The sequence below is a fragment of the Alteromonas sp. R7 genome (assembly GCF_055755235.1).
In genome coordinates this window covers 204913-223828 of the sequence record NZ_JBVTQX010000002.1, presented here as the reverse complement: position 1 = coordinate 223828, position 18916 = coordinate 204913, and the positions used below count along the sequence as shown (strand labels likewise).

Annotated in this window: 16 protein-coding genes; 7 read left to right on the top strand and 9 right to left on the bottom strand. The window is 46.2% G+C overall.

Annotation, left to right across the window (positions count from 1 at the left end; genetic code table 11):
• Nucleotides 1-342 precede the first annotated feature (342 nt).
• The 5 genes from AC0J2X_RS03790 to AC0J2X_RS03770 all read left to right on the top strand — a co-directional run bounded on the left by AC0J2X_RS03790 (nt 343) and on the right by AC0J2X_RS03770 (nt 5421).
• Entirely contained in the window at nt 343-1338 is a 996-nt protein-coding gene (locus tag AC0J2X_RS03790) for a response regulator (RefSeq protein ID WP_014975809.1), read from the top strand.
• Entirely contained in the window at nt 1338-1850 is a 513-nt protein-coding gene (locus AC0J2X_RS03785) for a PAS domain-containing protein (RefSeq protein ID WP_014948470.1), read from the top strand. Before AC0J2X_RS03790 ends, AC0J2X_RS03785 begins: the two co-directional genes overlap by 1 nt.
• A 111-nt stretch (nt 1851-1961) precedes the next feature.
• Nucleotides 1962-3740, top strand: a complete 1779-nt coding sequence (locus tag AC0J2X_RS03780) for an Lcl C-terminal domain-containing protein (RefSeq protein WP_039224958.1) — start codon at nt 1962-1964, stop codon at nt 3738-3740.
• Between the two features lie 2 nt (nt 3741-3742).
• Nucleotides 3743-4315, top strand: coding sequence for an Lcl C-terminal domain-containing protein (locus AC0J2X_RS03775; RefSeq protein ID WP_014948472.1), 573 nt, complete (start codon nt 3743-3745; stop codon nt 4313-4315).
• Between the two features lie 311 nt (nt 4316-4626).
• Entirely contained in the window at nt 4627-5421 is a 795-nt protein-coding gene (locus AC0J2X_RS03770; RefSeq protein ID WP_014975812.1) for a YggN family protein, read from the top strand.
• A gap of 111 nt (nt 5422-5532) precedes the next feature.
• On the opposite strand, the gene hemW is transcribed toward AC0J2X_RS03770, so the two are convergent.
• From hemW to AC0J2X_RS03750, 4 genes are all read right to left on the bottom strand, one after another.
• Nucleotides 5533-6672, bottom strand: a complete 1140-nt coding sequence (gene hemW, locus AC0J2X_RS03765; RefSeq protein WP_156077975.1) for a radical SAM family heme chaperone HemW — start codon at nt 6670-6672, stop codon at nt 5533-5535.
• Nucleotides 6665-7267 carry an XTP/dITP diphosphatase gene (locus AC0J2X_RS03760; RefSeq protein WP_239259726.1) on the bottom strand — a complete coding sequence of 201 codons (603 nt, stop codon included), beginning with the start codon at nt 7265-7267 and terminating at the stop codon, nt 6665-6667. Before AC0J2X_RS03760 ends, hemW begins: the two co-directional genes overlap by 8 nt.
• A gap of 220 nt (nt 7268-7487) precedes the next feature.
• The gene (srmB, locus tag AC0J2X_RS03755) at nt 7488-8714 is read right to left on the bottom strand and encodes an ATP-dependent RNA helicase SrmB (RefSeq protein WP_472995767.1); all 1227 of its coding nucleotides are present in this window, start codon (nt 8712-8714) and stop codon (nt 7488-7490) included.
• Between the two features lie 150 nt (nt 8715-8864).
• On the bottom strand, nt 8865-10043 hold the full coding sequence (locus AC0J2X_RS03750; protein ID WP_472995766.1) for a tRNA nucleotidyltransferase/poly(A) polymerase-related protein: 1179 nt from the start codon (nt 10041-10043) through the stop codon (nt 8865-8867).
• A gap of 219 nt (nt 10044-10262) precedes the next feature.
• Between AC0J2X_RS03750 and AC0J2X_RS03745 the strand changes: the two genes are divergently transcribed.
• On the top strand, nt 10263-11174 hold the full coding sequence (locus tag AC0J2X_RS03745) for an ExeA family protein (protein WP_014948480.1): 912 nt from the start codon (nt 10263-10265) through the stop codon (nt 11172-11174).
• On the top strand, nt 11167-12450 hold the full coding sequence (locus AC0J2X_RS03740; protein WP_239220380.1) for a general secretion pathway protein GspB: 1284 nt from the start codon (nt 11167-11169) through the stop codon (nt 12448-12450). The genes AC0J2X_RS03745 and AC0J2X_RS03740 overlap by 8 nt, the downstream gene beginning before the upstream one ends.
• A gap of 77 nt (nt 12451-12527) precedes the next feature.
• On the opposite strand, the gene AC0J2X_RS03735 is transcribed toward AC0J2X_RS03740, so the two are convergent.
• The 5 genes from AC0J2X_RS03735 to leuA form a co-directional block, all read right to left on the bottom strand.
• The gene (locus AC0J2X_RS03735; protein WP_014975819.1) at nt 12528-13724 is read right to left on the bottom strand and encodes an HD-GYP domain-containing protein; all 1197 of its coding nucleotides are present in this window, start codon (nt 13722-13724) and stop codon (nt 12528-12530) included.
• A gap of 346 nt (nt 13725-14070) precedes the next feature.
• Entirely contained in the window at nt 14071-14676 is a 606-nt protein-coding gene (leuD, locus tag AC0J2X_RS03730) for a 3-isopropylmalate dehydratase small subunit (protein ID WP_014948483.1), read from the bottom strand.
• Nucleotides 14677-14679: 3 nt separating this feature from the next.
• Nucleotides 14680-16080, bottom strand: a complete 1401-nt coding sequence (gene leuC / locus AC0J2X_RS03725; RefSeq protein ID WP_061094370.1) for a 3-isopropylmalate dehydratase large subunit — start codon at nt 16078-16080, stop codon at nt 14680-14682.
• A gap of 9 nt (nt 16081-16089) precedes the next feature.
• Nucleotides 16090-17187 (bottom strand): 3-isopropylmalate dehydrogenase, encoded by a 1098-nt coding sequence (gene leuB, locus AC0J2X_RS03720; RefSeq protein WP_014997513.1) that lies wholly within the window; start codon nt 17185-17187, stop codon nt 16090-16092.
• Nucleotides 17188-18747: a 2-isopropylmalate synthase gene (gene leuA / locus AC0J2X_RS03715; protein WP_472995765.1), complete on the bottom strand. Its 1560-nt coding sequence runs from the start codon at nt 18745-18747 to the stop codon at nt 17188-17190.
• Nucleotides 18748-18916 lie beyond the last annotated feature (169 nt).

The following is an 18916-nucleotide window of genomic DNA, read 5'->3' as shown; positions in this document are numbered from 1 at the left end:
CTATCTATTTGTTGTGATTTAGTCTGACCAAGCCTGCAATCACCCGCCTCGACTAAAAGGTGCACAAGCTGCTGTAAAAACGCGTAGCAAAGAATCAACGCGCCGTGATGTTTGTAAGTAAAAACGTGCTGGCAATATTCCCCAAAAGTGCTATTTCTTAGTGAGGTGTTTCGTATCACTATATACATGGTATCTATTCAAACAAAAAGTAACCGGGTTACAGCGAAGTGTAAGTTAACTCAAATCGTTACTTCAGTTCATAGTAGTTGTGCCGATACAATTGAAATTGCTAGAAAATACCGGCGGTAGCTGGTTTCAAAAGCTAGGTGGTAAAAGAACTTAATGTTTTCTGTACTCGTATGTGACGACTCGTTAGTTGCGCGCAAGCAAGTGGCTAAATGCCTTCCTCAAGATTGGGAAGTGGCCGTACATTTTGCGAAGAATGGTCAAGATGCTCTATCGGCTCTCGCTGAAGGAAAGGGCGATCTTCTATTGCTCGACCTCAATATGCCCGTTTTAGATGGGTACGGCACATTAGAAGCAATTCAGAAACAAGGTCTTAAAACCAAAGTTATTGTTGTGTCTGGTGATATTCAGCCTGAAGCTCATGAAAGAGTGACATCGCTTGGCGCTTTGGACTTTATTCGAAAGCCGGTGGATCCTAAGAAGCTGGCCGAGGTACTAGATAAATTCAACATTCTTCATGTTGAAGAGGAAGAGCCGGAAGAAGTTTCACCGCTAGACCCTGAAATCCGCGATTGTTACCAAGAAATCACTAACATAGCCATGGGGCAAGCGGGGGATCATTTAGCCCGCACTATGAACGTGTTTGTTGAACTGCCTATACCCAACGTTAATCTAATTGAAGTGTCTGAACTTCACATGATGCTTTCTGATATTGAGAGCCATGAGCAAGTTACTGCGGTATGCCAAGGCTTCTTAGGGCCAGGTGTTAGTGGTGAAGCATTGTGTATTTTGAGCGACTCAAGCTTTGACGACGTGGCTAAAATACTCAATGTAGAAGGCGAAGTTGACGACCAGCTTCAGTTAGAGCTGCTTATGGATGCTGCGAGTATTTTGATTGGAACCTGTTTAACAGGGCTGGCCCATCAAATGGACATTAACTTCAGCCAAGGTCACCCCATTGTACTTGGTCAACATCGTGCCATCACTGAAATTATCAGCATGAACCAAATAAAGTGGAAGCGAACGTTGGCGATTGAGCTTAGCTATGGCTTGGAAGGCTACAATGTTCAGTGTGATTTGATTTTGTTGTTCACGGAAGAGTCTATGAAAATGATGAATTCTAAACTCGCCCACTTGTTGGAGGATTTTTAATGAGCCAGCATTTAGATGAGTTACAAGAATTTCACTGGATGATGGACATGCTTCAAACGGTAGACGTTGGCATTGTCGTACTAGACCGCAACTTCACCGTGCAAGTGTGGAACGGTTTTATGGAAAGTCACAGTGGGCTTTTGCCGAGTGAAGTAAGAGACAAAACGTTATTTTCGTTATTTCCCGCAATCAAACAAGACTGGTTTATTAAGAAAGCTAAGCCCGTTTTCGACCTAAAAACCCGTGCCTTTATGACATGGGAACAACGCCCTTATTTGTTCAAGTTTCCAAACTACCGGCCGATTACAGGTAGTGAGTCATTCATGTACCAAAACATTACACTTTCTCCTCTTACTTCTGCGACGGGTAAGGTGGATTTTATCAGTATGATGATTTACGACATGACTGATGTAGCGGTAGGTAAAAAGCAGCTAGAAGCGCTACAAGTAACAGTGTCTGAAGCGCAAGAAGCAAGCTCACAATCAGATAGAGCAAAGAAAACCTTCTTATAACCGCTACGTGTAACCCGTGAGAGTATATTGTTTATCTTGCGGTTCTATCTACATCAAGTTTTTACTCGCACTGAGCATAGAACAGCGGCACAGAGTGCGATGGGAGTACGTATGCAATCAAGTTCGTCTTCATTTTCAAGCTACCTTCCTCGCACCGTAATACGCGGGCTTGCAGTTATTGGTGGTGCTTTCATTCTAGCAGCCTGCGGTGGTGGCGGAGGCGGCGATGGTGACTCTAGTGGTGGGGGATCTGGCAATGGCAACTTAGTTGTTAATGCAGGCGCTAACGCTACCGTAACGGAAGGCGTGACCTATTCACTAAGTGCACAAGTGAGTGGTGGTGATGGCACGTACACGTACAACTGGAGCGCTTCTCCATCGCTGACCATTACACATGAAGACACCAGCGCTTCTGCAGCGAGTTTCGTCGCGCCGTTAGTTAATAGCGCCACTGAATACACGCTTACCGTCTCGGTAAACGATCAAAGCGGTAATACGGCTAGTGACTTCACGGTAATTACTGTTGCGCCGGTAAACATAGCGCCGGAAGCAAGTATTGATGTGCCTGCGTGGGAAGGCCTTCCAGCAAATACTTTCCCAGGCGGTGTTGAAATTATTTTTGATGGCACGGGAAGCAGCGATACTGACTCATCTACGTCCGATGGCGAAATTGCCGATTATGTTTGGTCTCAAACCAGCGGCACTAACGTTATTACGGGGGTGGAAACGAACCTTTCTACCTTAACAATTACTACGCCTATCGCTAACGAGTCTCAGGAACTCACTTTTCAACTTGAAGTAACTGATAGCGAAGGTGCAACCGACGTAGACACAGTGACAATCTCAGTGCAGTCTGAAACCGAGACACTGCCTGTGGTTGATGCAGGCTTCTCGCAAGGCGTTTTCAGTGGTGAGGTGGTTATTTTGGATGGTGAAGCAAGCACCAGTATTCCCAGTGCTTTACCGCTTACTTATTCTTGGGAGCGCAGTAACAACGTTACATCTAACAATGGGGCAAACACGGGAGTGGCAGCTCGCCCAGTAGATGACAACGATGCACTATCTACGTTTGCTATTGCCCCTTCCGTATCCACCGCGACTGTGGTGGCCTATACACTTACTGTAACAGACGCTAACAACAACAGTGTTGAAGACACCATTAACGTTAGAATACGCCCCATGCCGACGCCGCTATTGAACGACACGGGATTTTTGCAGCAAGCCACCAATAATGCGTTAACAGAGGCGCAGCAAAATGATTTTCCTGGCCAAGACGGACAACGCGGAGCTGATATTATTGAACAGAACGGCTTAATTGAAAAAGCTGGGCGTGGTAAAGCCGGCTTCGACTTTACCCGTTTAAATGCCAATGGCGACGAACAAGACGCCAGCGCAGATACGTGGTCGTGCGTTCGTGACAATGTCACCGGATTGGTGTGGGAAGTTAAAACTGACGATGGAGCATTTCAAGATAAAGACTACACCTATTCTTGGTACAGCGAAGAGGTAAATGGCGGTTTTGAGGGCGACCAGACAGGCGCGAATGCAACGTGCTTATTAACCAGCTGTAATACCTCTGCATATGTACAGGCGGTTAACGCACAGGGGCTGTGTGGTTTTTACGACTGGCGGCTACCTACTCACCATGAACTCTTTTCGTTAATGCATTTAGGCATTGCCGACGACGTGGCCATTGATGAAGATTACTTTCCTAACACCGGTGCAGTCTCTACCGAGCCCCTATGGTATTGGACCTCAGTGCCAAGTGCTGATGGGGTAAACAGTGATGATGCACAAAATGCATGGGCATTGGATTTTGATTCAGGTGTCGATAACTTTCTTAATAAGTCATCAGCGGCGCGTGTTCGTCTTGTAAGAGCAGGGAGATAGTCATGAGCAATAAAGTTAATAAATCCGCTCAACGCGTACTGAAAAGCGCAGTGCTAACTACACTCAAAATGGTTGCAGCCTCGACGTTGCTTGCTAGTGCATCGCTTTCAGCTTTCGCCCAAGAGTGTCTGTCTGACGGACTAGAAACCACGCCCAACGATAATTTTGAAGCAGTAACTACCAGTACTTTGTTGGATACCACCACAGATTTAGTATGGAGACGATGTTCCGAAGGGCAAACTTGGGACGGCTCAACATGCAGTGGTGAAGCGGTGAAGTATACGTGGCAGCAGGCGCTACAACTTGCGCAGCAGGCGAGTAACGAAGACTTGCTAGGATGGCGCTTGCCCAACGTTAAAGAGTTGGCCACCTTAACGGAACGCGACTGCGTACGCCCGGCGATTAATAGCTCGCTTTTTCCTGCAACGCCGCCAGATGATTTTTGGACTTCTACCCCTTCGGCAGATGATCCAGACAGAGCCTGGGTTGTTGCATTCTTTAATGCGAGCCATTCGATTAAAGAGAAAGACCGTTTCATTTATGTACGACTGGTACGCACCTACACCAACGAATAGGTGTAGATAAAGATCTACACCGCTTCGTATTAGTCTTTCGTCTAGTATCTAACCCTTAGACTTTTTATCAACAAAGCACGCTCTATAATGCGTGCTTTGTTTTTTTGGTTTGAACGTCAATTTTAAAGAAAATCGACACTCTTGCTTAGAGCCTGTTGACCTTTGGTGAATAACAAAAGTCTACAGGCCCTAGTATCAACCTGCGTTTTGAGTAGATTGATAATATCGACATGTTCAACCTGATTTTTAGCACGTTAGACTCATGATGGCTTTTTATTTCCCAGTAAGCTAGCCACAATGTTGGTATGAAAATGATATCGAGCCTTAAGGCTGCCCTTTTTACAATTTGTTTATTCGCTGGACTTAGCACATCGGCGCAGGCTGAATATACCTGTAATATCGATTTTGCTTACGGTATTGCCGTTAATAACGAACAGCTTCGCGTAATGGATAAAACCCGCACCGTAGTTCAGATTAATGACCAAAACCAGCTTTTTGTAGGTGGACGTTGGCAAACCTTGAATGAGCAAGAACGGCAGTGGCTAGAAGAGTATTCTTCAGGGTTACACTATGTAGTACCAAAAATGATTATTTTGGCCACCGAAGGTGTAGATTTAGCTATTGATACCATTGAGCATGTTTACTTAGGCTTAGTAGGCAGTGATCACGACAGCTACGAGCGTTTGAATGCTGCTATGAAGCGTGTTCAAAACCGCGTGAAAGATAAATTCAGGCATGCCAGTAATCATTATTTTATCGGCCCTGGATCACTGGAAAGCGTTGATGAATTCGTGGATAGTGAAATTGAAGCACAGCTTGAGGAAGCAATTTCTACCTCAGTAGGCGGTATATTATCGGCAATCAGCGGCATTAACACTGGAAGCGGCGAGGTTAACCAAGAGAAAGTAGCGGAAATTACTCGTCAGCTTAATAATGTGGGCGAGCATCTTGATGTGGGTGATAAAGCCACCACTTTACGTAAAAAAGCCGAGTGGTTTTGTGAAAAGCTCAAACGCTTAGACGTAGCGGAAGAGAACCTTCGAGCAAGTGTGCCTGCTTTCAAGCCTTACAATATCATTACACGACATGATAAGAGTGAAAACTAGTTGAAATAAGTAATACGTGTACTAATTCTGGTTAAAGACTGATTAAGACAGAAAAGCCTGCGTGAGCAGGCTTTTTTGATCTAGCTTTTTGGTTGGCTCAAATGGGCAAGATTATACGAAGCACGACAGCAGAGAGTTGAGATATCTACGTCCTTTAGCAGTTACCTGCCAGTGACTATCTGAAATAGAAAGCAGCCCTTGGTGATGAGCATCAGACAGTGCGCGTTTAACGTCATCCGTTAACTCAGTACCTGTGAAGTCACTAAAATCACTCATCGGGCAAGGCTCAACTAAACGAAACCTATTCATAAAAAACTCAAACGGTAGGTCGTCTGCACTAACCAGCGTTTGCGTATCTAAATACGGTCGGCTCATTTCCATATAGCCTCTTGGATGCTTCACTTTAACGGTACGATGAATTGTGCCGTTAGCGGCATCGGTAATCTTCCCGTGCGCACCGCATCCAATACCTAAGTAATCGCCAAAACGCCAGTAATTCAGGTTATGGCGGCATTGATGCCCGGCTTTGGCGTAGCCTGAAATTTCGTACTGGTGATAGCCTGCACGCTCTAAGAGGCTGTGGCCTTTTTCCTGTATTTCCCACAGGATGTCGTCGTCTGGCAGTTCTGGCGGCTTTGAATAGAAAGGCGTGTTTGGCTCGATGGTAAGCTGGTACCACGACAAGTGGTAAGGATCGAGCTCAATGCCTTGCTTCAAATCTGCCATAGCATTCTCTACGCTTTGTTCAGGTAGACCATGCATGAGATCTAAATTAAACGTAGGTAGTCCCGCGCTGTGTGCTTGTTTTACCGCATTTTCAGCTTGACTCTCATCGTGGATACGGCCTAGCACTTTTAAATGCTTCGGCTGAAAGCTTTGAATGCCCACCGATATTCGGTTTACGCCTGCCTGATAAAAGCCCGCAAACTTACCTGCCTCGACGGTGCCTGGGTTGGCTTCCATGGTTATTTCAGCAGTGTCGCTTAAGTTAACCCGCTGTTTGACGCCGTTTAAGATGTCAGCCATGGCCTCGCTTGAAAACAAACTGGGCGTGCCACCGCCTATAAAGATTGTCTCGACAGGGCGGTCGCCAATGCGTTTGGCATCAATGGCTAAATCGTCCAGCAGGTGCGCCACATATTCTTTTTCGGGTAAATCAGATTTAAGCCCGTGAGAGTTAAAATCACAGTACGGACACTTTTGAACACACCAAGGAATGTGGATATAAAGGCTAAGCGGTGGATTACGCAAAAGTCGCTCTCATATTATCAAGCAAAATCGCTAAGGCGTTGCCGCGATGGCTAATACGGTTTTTTTCGGCTTTCTCCAATTCTGCCGCAGTGCAGCCATGAGTTGGCACGTGAAATACCGGGTCGTAACCAAAACCGTCGTTACCAGAGCGAGCAGTTAAAATTTCGCCTTGCCATTTACCTTGGCTAACTAATGGTACTGGGTCGTCAGCATGGCGCATAAACACTAATGTACAGAAGAAATGCGCTTTACGCTGGGTTTCGCCATCTAGGGCAGCTAATAGCTTGTCAATATTGGTGTCATCAGTTGCATCAGCGCCAGCATAGCGGGCTGAATAGATACCGGGTGCACCGTCAAGGGCGTCGACTACTAAACCTGAGTCGTCAGCAATAGCAGGGAGGCCTGTTACTTGTGCCGCATGACGCGCTTTAATAATGGCATTTTCAACGAATGTTGTACCTGTTTCAGGCACATCAGATACACCTAATTCTTTTTGCGCCACAACGTCTACGCCGTAATCTGCAAATAAGGATGCAAACTCTCGCACCTTGCCTTGATTACCTGTGGCTAAAACAATTTTTTCTGGGAATTTCATTGTGCCAGACTCCTCGTTTTTTCTTTGCTCCTGAAATAAGCTTGAGCACATTCATCGGGTTACTTTAGGTTATTCAGGACGAAGGTTGGGAGTGGTTTGAGCAAACCCTCTGCCGCAGGGATGCGGCAGCGGAGCGCACATGGATGTGTTTACCGCGTGTTTGCGAAAGCCACTCCCAACCTTCGGCCATCGCATCGCTCACCCTCTACGTGCTCGAGTTTTACTTTTTCTTTTTAGGCTTAGCTTTTGCCTTGGCTTTGTCTTTGGCCTTTACTTTTTTCTTTTTGGGGCCAATCTTAGGCGTTTTGTTTTTAGGGCGTAGCTCGTCAATAACGCGAGCTTTAAGTGGTTCGCCCATGTAACGTGCGGTTTTGGCTACCATGTCAAAATCGTGAGCCTCAACCAAAGATATTGCAGTACCTTTGGCGCCAGCGCGGCCGGTTCTGCCAATGCGGTGAACATAAACGTCGGCTTTGCGCGGCATGTCGAAGTTAATAACATGGCTCACGTTAGGCACATCAATACCGCGGGCAGCAACATCCGTTGCCAGCAAGATAGGTACTTCACCACTTTTGAAACGGGCTAGCGCTGCAATACGTTTGTCTTGTGGCATTTCACCCTGTAGCCAGCACACTGGAATATTTTTCGAGGCTAAGAAGTCCTTAAGCATTTGCAGGCGTTCGCGGGTTTTCACAAACACAACCGCTGACGTCGTTGTTTCTTGCTTCAAAATATTCACCAGCAATGCTTGCTTGTGATTCATGTCGTCAGCAAGGTGATACCACTGATGAATTTTGTTCTTCTCTTTACGCGATGGGTTCGCTTCAATCACTTCAGGATTGTTGAGAATGTCATGAGCGAAAGTCTTAACGCCTTTGCCTTCAAGCGTGGCAGAGAACAATAGGTTTTGCTTGCGCCAGCGCGCTTCGGCAGCAATTTGGTTAACTACCGTTGAGAAACCCATATCCAACATGCGGTCAGCTTCATCAAGGATCAAACACTCGATATCACGGCAATCTGCGGCTTCTTTTTCGATATGCTCAAGCAAACGACCTGGCGTGGCCACAAGAATATCGAGATTCTTGCTTAAGGTTTCTTTATCGGTACCGTAGTTAATACCACCGGTTATTACCCCGCACACAATTTGTGTATGCTTTGTTATGGCTAGGGCTTGTTCGTAAACCTGTAGCGCTAACTCGCGGGTAGGCGTTAGGATCAAAATACGTGTAGCACCAGGCTGTCTGCGCGGATAATCAAGTAAAAACTGGCATGCAGGCAATAAGAAAGCGGCTGTTTTACCAGTACCTGTAGGAGCAGAGGCCAAGATATCTCGTCCATCCAACGCATGCGGGATAACCAGTTCTTGAATGCTAGTTGGAGTTTCAAACCCCATATCGGCAGCTGCGTGACACAGTGCTTCGTCTAATTCGAGTTCTTCGAAAGTCATAGTATAAAAAACGCTCTAAATGAATGGGGCGTATTGTAGCATTGCTATACCAAAACATTGAGAAAAACTGGCGTTAAATTCGCACACCGTAGGTAAATACACATTGTGGTTTGAGGTTACCTACCATATCAGGGAAAGAGGGCATCTAATCTAATCAGTAATAGAGGCAATAGCGGATAGCTTTGCTTGGTTAAGCGCGTCTTTTATTTCAGGGCCTTTAACGCCCGTGGCAATAATATCTTGCACGTTCACTTGGTTGGCGGCTGATAATGCATTTTCAATTCGCTTTCGTTGGCGTTGCCAATCTATGCCCTTGTTATGAGCATAAGGTGCAAAAGCGCTAAGTAACAATGTGAAACGCTCTTCTCTACGCCACGCATCACAGCTATTGAACAAGGCAAGTAAATCGGCGGGCGAGTTCTGCGCGTTCAAAAGAAAGCCTTTGAATTTGCAGGCAAGGCTGACGATTTCACTAACTTGGTTTTGCACTTTAAGCCGACTGCATAACTGTTTCGCTTCTTCCTCATTAAGGTGAGTGAGCAGGGCAGTAAACCTTGTTATCAGCCTAGCGGTTTCTGAATCGCTACTTTCAGGTAATGGGGTTTCTGAACCCGTGTATTTAACAACGCTTTCGTTTTCAGCCTTTTCTAGTGCTACCGCCGTTTTTAACGTTTCCAGAGCAGTATCTACGTTTCTTTCAAGCTCAGTAAACCAGTCATTGAGGCCATGGGCTTGGTTTAATACAGTGAAAAAAACATGCGGTGTTTTCTCTAAAAGACTGCGCTTTGTTTCTTGCCATACCCGCTCTGCACTTAGCGTGCTTAGCTCGCCGCTTTGCGCCATAGACTGCATAAGAGCCATGGTTTCAGTGGCGATAGTAAACCCCAAATAAGCATAGCGGGTGGCAAACCGAGCAACGCGAAATACGCGTAAAGGGTCTTCACTAAAGGCTTCAGATACGTGGCGAAGTAGGCGGTTTTCTAAATCTTTTTTACCACCATAGGGGTCGATAAGGTTTCCAAGGTTGTCTTGCGCTATCGCGTTAACGGTAAGGTCCCTGCGTAACAAATCTTCTTCTAACGTGACCGAGCTCGACGCATCGCATACAAAACCGGTGTAACCTTTTCCTGACTTACGTTCTGTACGTGCAAGTGCGTATTCTTCCTGTGTTTTAGGGTGCAAAAAAACAGGGAAGTCTTTGCCTACTTGGGTAAAACCTTGGCTGAGCATTTCTTCCGGCGTGGCGCCCACCACGACATAGTCGCGTTCAACAACCTTTCTGTTTAACAGTGCGTCACGCACTGCGCCACCAACGAGATATATTTGCATGCTCTTCCAACGATTTTTTAGTCAGTAATACTTTTTAGATTGGGAATACATCGACTTTTGACGTGTAACGAAAATCAACCTTCCCAAGGTAACAGAGGCGCAGTATAGCAATGTTACAAATAAAATTCGTAGCCACATCGTTATGCGCTTTCACTTCAAGGTTGCGTCTGGTAGTTTAATCGTCGTTAAAAATTAAAACAGATAGGCGCTTCAGCAACCATGTATTTGAACTACTTCGGGTTAAATGACAATCCTTTTTCGATTGCGCCTAACCCCGATTATTTGTATATGAGCCCAAGGCACAAAGAGGCTTTGGCCCATTTGACCTTTGGCCTTAGAGAAAGCGGTGGTTTTGTAATGCTCACCGGAGAAGTGGGCACGGGAAAAACAACGGTATCGAGAAAACTGTTGCAGCAGCTACCCGATAATACGCAGGTAGCCATGATTTTGAATCCAACCTTATCCGCCCTTGAGCTATTAGCAACGGTTTGTGATGAGCTAGGCTTGGCTTATACACCTGAAAAAGCAAGCCTTAAGTATTTCACCGATTTGATTTTGTCTAAGTTAGCAGAGAATCATCAGTCAGGCATGAATACGGTACTAATGGTTGATGAAGCGCAGCATCTGTTGCCCGAAGTACTAGAGCAACTTCGTTTATTGACCAACCTAGAAACGAATCGTGAAAAACTGTTAAAGGTGGTATTGATAGGTCAGCCTGAATTACAGCAGTTGTTAAAGCGTAATGAATTACGTCAGCTGGCTCAACGCATTACCGCTCGTTATCATCTGCTACCCTTAACTGCGCCAGAAGTCAGTGCTTACATAGCACACCGCTTAAGCGTGGCTGAAGGTGATATCAGTATTTTCAGTAAGTCTACATTGCGCGCGGTGCATCAAATTACTGGTGGGATTCCAAGGGTAATTAATTTGCTGTGCGATCGGGCGTTAACCTTATCTTTTACTAAGCAGCATGCGGTTGTGCAAAAGCCTATATTCTTGGCCGCGGCAGAGCAAATTCTAGGTGAAGATGTTGTTAGTCAGCGCGTGCAAAGCCAGCGTAAATGGTATCTCGCATCGGCGTTTGTTTTGGCCATCATATTCGGCTACGGGTTAGGGAGTTTGTATGTCTAATATCGTCGCCATTGAAAATTTAGTGCCCGGTATGGTGATTGTTCAAATTACCAAGCAAAATGGGCCAGTTAAAATTAGAAAGTCGGGTTTAGTGACAAGCGATGCTATGGTGCAGGGCTTGTCTGAAATGGGCGTGCAAGAGGTAGAAATAGATCCTGAGCAAACCGTGGAAATAGCGCCGACAGTTCATCATAGAACTCAGACCCAAGCTTTGCTTCGGGGCGAGCACGACACTACCGCCAAATTTGATAAATCCCTTAACGAGCAGTTTAATCGAAGCTTGTTTTTACCCACAGTAGAAGGGCTTCCGTCAGCATGGAAGCTTTACACCAAGCAAGTTGCGCTTTTTGCCGTCGTTATTCTTGGTGGTTTATGCATTGGCTTTTCCGCCGCTACGGCAAAACGCTGGTGGCCAATGCTAACTGCACCCGCTTCTGTACCGGTGGCAGACTCTGAAAGCTCAGTTTCACAGGTTGAAGCAAGCGGAGGCGCTTCAGCGCTTACGACCACGCAAAGTAGTAATGAAGCACCAGGCACTTCAAGCAACAAAAGTGAACAGGTATCTTCTAACATTCAGGGAAGTGGGCAAAGCGCAGGTTTAAATGAAACTGCTAACACAGCGGTAAATGCCAACGTTAGTAACGGCGGTGCAGCTCAGCAAGGCACGCAAGCGAACGCTATGGTAAATAACCAGTCTGTTGGCAACTTAGCTGCAACGCAAAATACTGATTTAGGTGCAGTTCCAAATACAAACCCAAACACAACAGGTACTCAGAATCGCTACAATAACGACGTGTCCCAACGTTCTGGCGCCGAGCCAAGTAGTGGATATGAGCGTAGCTCTTCAATGGATACAAGACAAACTGAGACTTCAGGGAATTATGAAGGGAGAGTATTAAATGAAGCTACGTCTCAATCTGACGTATCCGTGTCACCAGAACTCATGGCCCGTTTTAATGCTGCCGTTGAAGCGCTAGACTCAAAGGCACAAGATAATAAACCCGCTGAAGAGCAAACAAGGGTGACGGTTAAAGACGAACTACCCCGTGTAGATCAGTTACCCGTTCGCTTGTTAACACGACTTCCAACCATGAACTTTAGCGCGCATATGTATGCGTCTCGTCCTGCCGATAGATGGGTGAGAGTCAATGGCCGTCAAATAGGTGAGGGCGACTGGATTGCCGATAGAGTGCAAATCGTCAATATTGAAGCGCAACGTGTGGTGCTTGCTTTCGAAGATGAGATTTTTACTATGGCAGCATTAACCGATTGGTAATTACTATCTGTTAGTTACAAAAAACACTAAAAAGGCCCTTTGAAAAAAGGGCCTTTTCGCTGGTTATACTTTGTGTTCTACAGCGGCATCTGATTGATGAAAACGTCTTTAAAGAATTTTGGTAAGTTCAAACTAAACTCTTCGGGGCGAACGCCTGACACAATCTCATCGTCGTACTGACTTAAATCAACGCGTTTCACTTCATTGAAATGCTGCGACGTCACGCTGTAAAAGGTCATAACGTGAGGGCTTACGGGGTCTTTAGGGTTGATTTTGCTAACAATACCTAATTTACCGCTCTTTAACCTCACCAAGGAGCCAACAGGGTGCACGCCAATACACTGGATAAATTGTTTTACCAATTCTTGGTCTAAGTTCTCTGTCGCAGTTAGTCGCTTTAGCGCCTGAGTAGGCGTGATACTGTTTTTGTGCGTACGATTAGATGTCATGGCATCGTATGCATCCACAATGGCAGCAATACGCGCGAACTCTGAGATTTCGTCACCAACCAATCCTCTCGGGTAGCCGCTTCCATCGACGCGCTCGTGGTGCTCTTCAATGATGCGTAGCGATAGGTCAGAAATATCACCACACTGTTCAACTAGGTCAGCACCAATTTCAACGTGAGTTTTCATCACTTCCCAATCATCACTGGAAAATTCGCCTGTATTATTGCGAATTTCATCTGGCAGGGAAGACATGCCGATATCCATCAATAGGGCACCTAAACTCACTTGCTCTGTGGTATCTCTGTCATAGCCAAGAAACTCACAGAAAATGCCGCTTAGTACACTGCAATTAATACTGTGCTCAAGAAGGTACTGGTCGGTATCCTTGATCATAGTCAGGCAGCTCAGCGCATCTTTATTATCAAATACACTTTCGATCAGGCTTTGCGACAGCGACTCCATGGGAGACAAATCTTTTACCGCCCCATTTTTAAGCGACTTTAAAAAGCTGCTTTGAATGGCAATTGCGCTGCTGTAAAGCTCGTTGGCTTCGTTAATTGAATCACGACCCACTGGCTTAACAACCGGTTTAGTCACTTCAGGCTCTTTTTCTTTAGCTGGCTCGGGTGGCACAGCTGGCTCGGGCAGCTTAGATTTCGCAAGATCTACTTCGACGCTTAAAATACCTTTCGATTTTAGACTATCAATAATGGCTTGGGTTTTCACAATGCCTTTAGAGCGCATTTTAAGTGAACCTGTTTGTTCAAGTACTTGATTGACGTACATTCCTGGCTGCAAATCATCAATGGGTACCTGTTCTAGCATTATCTCTCCTGTGAGGCACAACGTTGCCATAGCCTTCAATTACAATAGAAACGAATAGTACGATATTCCAGTGAAAAAAGTGAGGAGTTTATTAGTCTTTAGTATAGCTAGAGTCGGCGAATGTAGGATTACCGAATTCGTGAGAAAACGCGTGACGTGTAAATGTGCCGAGAAGTTGCTTATGGCTCAAATCAGGTGAACTGAAATTTTAATTGCGGATTGGTATTAGGCGTCTTGATGTGAAGTTAAGGTAGAGGCATAGATGAGAGAAATAAACAGGGTGCCATCTCGCGACAGCACCCATGTGTCATGCTAGGGCGTTGTTAAGCGCTAAAGCCCCACGCTTTTACAACCACGCGGGCTGTTTATCTTCGAAGGCTTCTATAGCACTTGTGAGTTCAAGCGTTTGACCGATAGCATCTAAGCCTTTAATCAGGTTGTTTTTGTGATGCTCAGCAATATCGAAGCTGAAGCTTGTATCGTTAAAACTTACTGTTTGCGCTGGAAGATCAACGGTGATCTTAGTTGCTGGGTCTGCCTTCACTGCAGCAAACAAAGCGTCCATTTGCTCGCTTGATAATGCCACAGGCACTAGCTGATTATTAATGCAGTTGCCGTAAAAAATATCAGCAAAGCTGGTGGCAATAACCGTTTTAAATCCAAAGTCGGCAAGTGCCCACGGCGCGTGTTCTCGGCTTGATCCACAACCAAAGTTTTCGCGAGCTAGCAACAGACTCGCACCTTTGTGCTCAGGCTTATTCAGCGCGAACGCTGGGTTTGGCTCTTTCTCTTCTAAATCCAAATAACGCCAGTCGTGAAACAAATGTTTGCCGTAGCCAGCACGTGTTACGCCAGTTAGAAACTGTTTTGGAATAATTTGGTCGGTATCGACATTGGCCTGATCAAGCGGCGCAGCAATGCCTGTGTGTTGTGTAAAACCTTGTTCAGACATAAGTTACTCCTGATAATCTCTAACGTCAGCAAAGCGACCGGTAATTGCAGCAGCGGCAGCCATTGCTGGGCTTACCAAGTGAGTGCGCGCACCACGGCCTTGACGGCCTTCAAAGTTACGGTTACTGGTAGAGGCACATCTATCGCCTGCCACTAGCTTGTCGTCATTCATACCAAGGCACATAGAGCAACCTGGCAAACGCCACTCAAAGCCAGCATCGATAAAGATTTTATCTAAGCCTTCTGCTTCAGCTTGGCGTTTAACGTTACCCGACCCTGGAACGACAATCGCAGTCACTGAATCGGCGACTTTACCGCGCTTAGCGATTTGTGCCGCTGCGCGCATATCTTCAATACGACCGTTGGTACATGAGCCGATAAATACGTGGTTTACTGCAACGTCGGCAAGCTTTTCACCGGGTTTTAACCCCATATACTCAAGCGCCTTTACTGCGCTCTCTTTTTCAATCGGGTCACTGAAGTCTTCAGGGGCAGGTACTGGTGTGTTTACGCCAATAACCTGGCCTGGGTTAGTGCCCCACGTAACCTGAGGAGCGATATCTGCCGCTTCAAGTTCAACCACAGTGTCAAAGGTTGCGCCCTCTTCGGTATAAAGGGTTTTCCAATAAGCGACAGCGTCTTCCCAGTCTTGTCCCTTAGGTGCGTATTCGCGGCCTTCAAGGTAGGCGAAGGTTTTCTCGTCTGGTGCAACAAGGCCAGCTTTCGCGCCAGCTTCAATACTCATGTTACACACCGTCATGCGCTCTTCCATGCTCAAACCGCGGATAGCTTCACCTGCGTATTCGATAACATGGCCAGTAGCGCCAGCGTGGCCAATTTTGCCGATAATGGCAAGAATAATGTCTTTTGCGGTAATACCGACAGGAAGCTTGCCATTTACGTTGATAAGCATGCTTTTCGCGCGGCTTTGTTTCAACGTTTGCGTGGCCAATACATGCTCTACCTGAGAGGTACCAATACCAAATGCCAGCGCACCAAATGCACCGTGGGTTGCAGTGTGTGAGTCACCACACACCACCGTCATACCAGGCTGAATTAAACCTAATTCAGGGCCCATAACGTGCACGATACCTTGCTTTTGGTGGCCCACTGGAAATAGCTGAATGCCGTGTTCTTCACAGTTTTTTGCCAAGGTTTGTAGCTGAAGCGCATTGGCTGGACCACAGGCATCAATTGCCAGTGAACGGGTTGAAATGCTGTGATCCATGGTGCCAACCGTGCGATCAGGGCGTCGTACTTTACGGCCTTTTTCATTAAGGCCAGCGAATGCCTGAGGTGACGTTACTTCATGAATTAAGTGACGGTCGATATAAATTAAGCTGTCTTCACCGATTTGGTCAATAATGTGGGCTTGCCACACTTTGTCATATAAGGTCTTGGCCATGAGGTTGTTTTACTCCTGCGCCATTAATTGTTTAACGATTTCATCGCCCACTTGCGACGTGCTTGCCGCTTGGCTGCGTTTGTCAGAAGGAAGTAACTCGCCTGTAAGTACACCTGCTTCTAGCGTTGCCACTACTGCCTTTTCAATTGCGTCGGCAGCATCATTCAAGTTCATGCTGAAACGCAGCATCATGGCGGCCGATAAAATTTGTGCGATAGGGTTAGCAATGCCTTGGCCTGCAATATCTGGGGCCGAACCGCCTGCTGGCTCATAAAGGCCAAAGCCTTCCTCGTTCATGCTTGCCGATGGCAACAAGCCCATAGAGCCCGTCATCATAGCGCATTCATCAGAAACGATATCGCCAAAAAGGTTTGAACACAGCATCACATCGAACTGCGCTGGGTTCTTCATTATTTGCATAGTGGCGTTGTCGATGTAGATGTGGTCTAGCTCTACATCTGGATAGTCTTTTGCTACTTCTTCAGCAATTTCACGCCATAAGCGGCTGGTTACCAGTACGTTGGCTTTGTCCACCGACGTCACTTTGCCGCGACGCTTCTGTGCTGCTTCAAACGCTGCAATAGCAATACGGCGAATTTCACGTTTGCTATAGCGCATGGTGTCATACGCGAACTCTTCTTCGCCTTCACCTTCTCGGCCCTTAGGCTGACCAAAGTAAATTCCGCTGGTTAGCTCACGCACAACTAAAACGTCTACGCCTGATTTAGCAATGTCTTCACGAAGGGGAGACAGGCTTTCAAGGCCCGGATAAATGCGAGCTGGGCGCAAGTTGCTGAACAGGTCAAAATGACTGCGAAGGGTAAGTAGTGCGGCACGCTCAGGACGTTGCTCTAACGGCAAGGTGTCCCACTTAGGGCCACCGATACTGCCAAACAAGATTGCATCGGCTTGCTCACAGCCCAAAAGCGTTTTTGAGGGTAGCGCTTCGCCTTCAGTATCAATGGCGTAGCCACCTACAGGATATGCAGTGCGGTTGAGGGTGACGTTAAACTTCTTTTCAACAGCATCTAAAACCTTATTGGCTTCCTGCATAACTTCTGGGCCGATACCGTCTCCGGCTAATACGGCAATTGAATACTGGCTCATTTATACTCCTGCAACGCGTTCTTGTTGATTTTTTTGCTGATCAATTTGATCGGCTAAATATGTGTTGTTTAATACAAAGATAAGGGCTTTAACGCCGGCTTCCACAATATCTGTAGCCAAGCCGATTCCATGGAAACGACGGCCTTTATATGTAGCGATAACGCTCACTTGCGCCAAAGCGTCGGCACCTTCACCTTTTGAATCTAATTTAAAGTCGACAATTTCTAAATCTTCGTGACCTAGTATAGACATGATGGCCTTATAAGCCGCATCTACCGGGCCGTTTCCAATACTAGACTGGGTAATCTCTTCAGTGCCCACTTTCATTTTAACGGTGGCGCTCGGAATGATTTCACGGCCTGAATTAGCTTGAAGATAAAGCAACTGGAAGTGTGCTTGGTCGTGCTTTTGCTTATCGAAGAACAACAAGGCTTCAAGGTCGTAATCGTATACTTGGCCTTTTTTATCCGCTAACTTTAAGAATGCGTCATACACCGCTTCTAAGTCATAGTCTTCGGTTTTATAGCCAAGTTCGGTTAAGCGATGTTTAATCACATGACGGCCAGAGCGAGACGTTAAGTTTAGGTTGTTCTTATTAATACCCACACTTTCTGGAGTCATAATTTCATAGGTATTTTGCGCTTTTAAGACACCGTCTTGGTGAATACCAGATGAATGGCTAAACGCATTCGCGCCAACAATGGCCTTGTTTGATTGAACTGGCATGTTACAAAGCTGGCTGACTAGCTTAGATGTGCGCGATATTTCGGTAGAATTAATGTTAGTTTCAAAGCCCAACATGTTCTTACGGGTTTGCAAGATCATAGCAATTTCTTCAAGTGAAGCATTACCAGCACGCTCGCCAATACCGTTTATCGTACATTCAACCTGTCTGGCACCTTGCTCAACAGCTGCTAATGAATTTGCTACCGCTAAGCCCAAGTCGTTGTGACAATGTACAGAAATGGTTGCTTTATCGATATTTGGAACGCGATTAAACAATTGCTGAATAATACCGCCAAACTCTGTAGGTGTTGTGTAGCCTACGGTGTCCGGAATATTCACCGTCGTCGCGCCAGCGCTAATCGCTGATTCAACCATTCGGCATAGGTAATCAATATGGGTACGCCCCGCATCTTCACAGGAAAACTCTACATCGTCAGTATACTTACGTGCATGTTTCACTGCGGCTACGGCCATATCTACAATTTCATCTTGTGACTTGCGAAGCTTGGCACCTACGTGAATCTCTGACGTTGCGATAAAGGTGTGAATTCTGAATTGCTCAGCAACGCTTAATGCTTGTCCGCATGCATCAATATCACCCGGCAATGCGCGAGATAGGCCACAAACGATAGAGTTCTTAACTTCTTTGGCAATCATTTGTACAGAGCGAAAATCGCCGGGTGAAGAGACAGGAAAGCCTGCCTCAATGATGTCAACGCCTAACCGTTCGAGCGCCAGCGCGATCTGCAATTTCTCTTTGGCACTTAGGCTTGCAGGTAAGGCCTGCTCGCCGTCTCGCAATGTGGTATCAAAGATCTTCACTTGATTTGTCATGACGCTCTCTCAGTTGAATAGTTAAAAAAAAACCCGTGCTTGGCACGGGTTTTTGTGAAATTAAATCGCTGGTCGCAATCTACCCGTGCAGTCTGGCTGCCATAAGGAGTAGAGATAGAAGAAGGAAACGAATACGCATTTGTTGTTGTTTCTTTGCTGACCAAGTTGA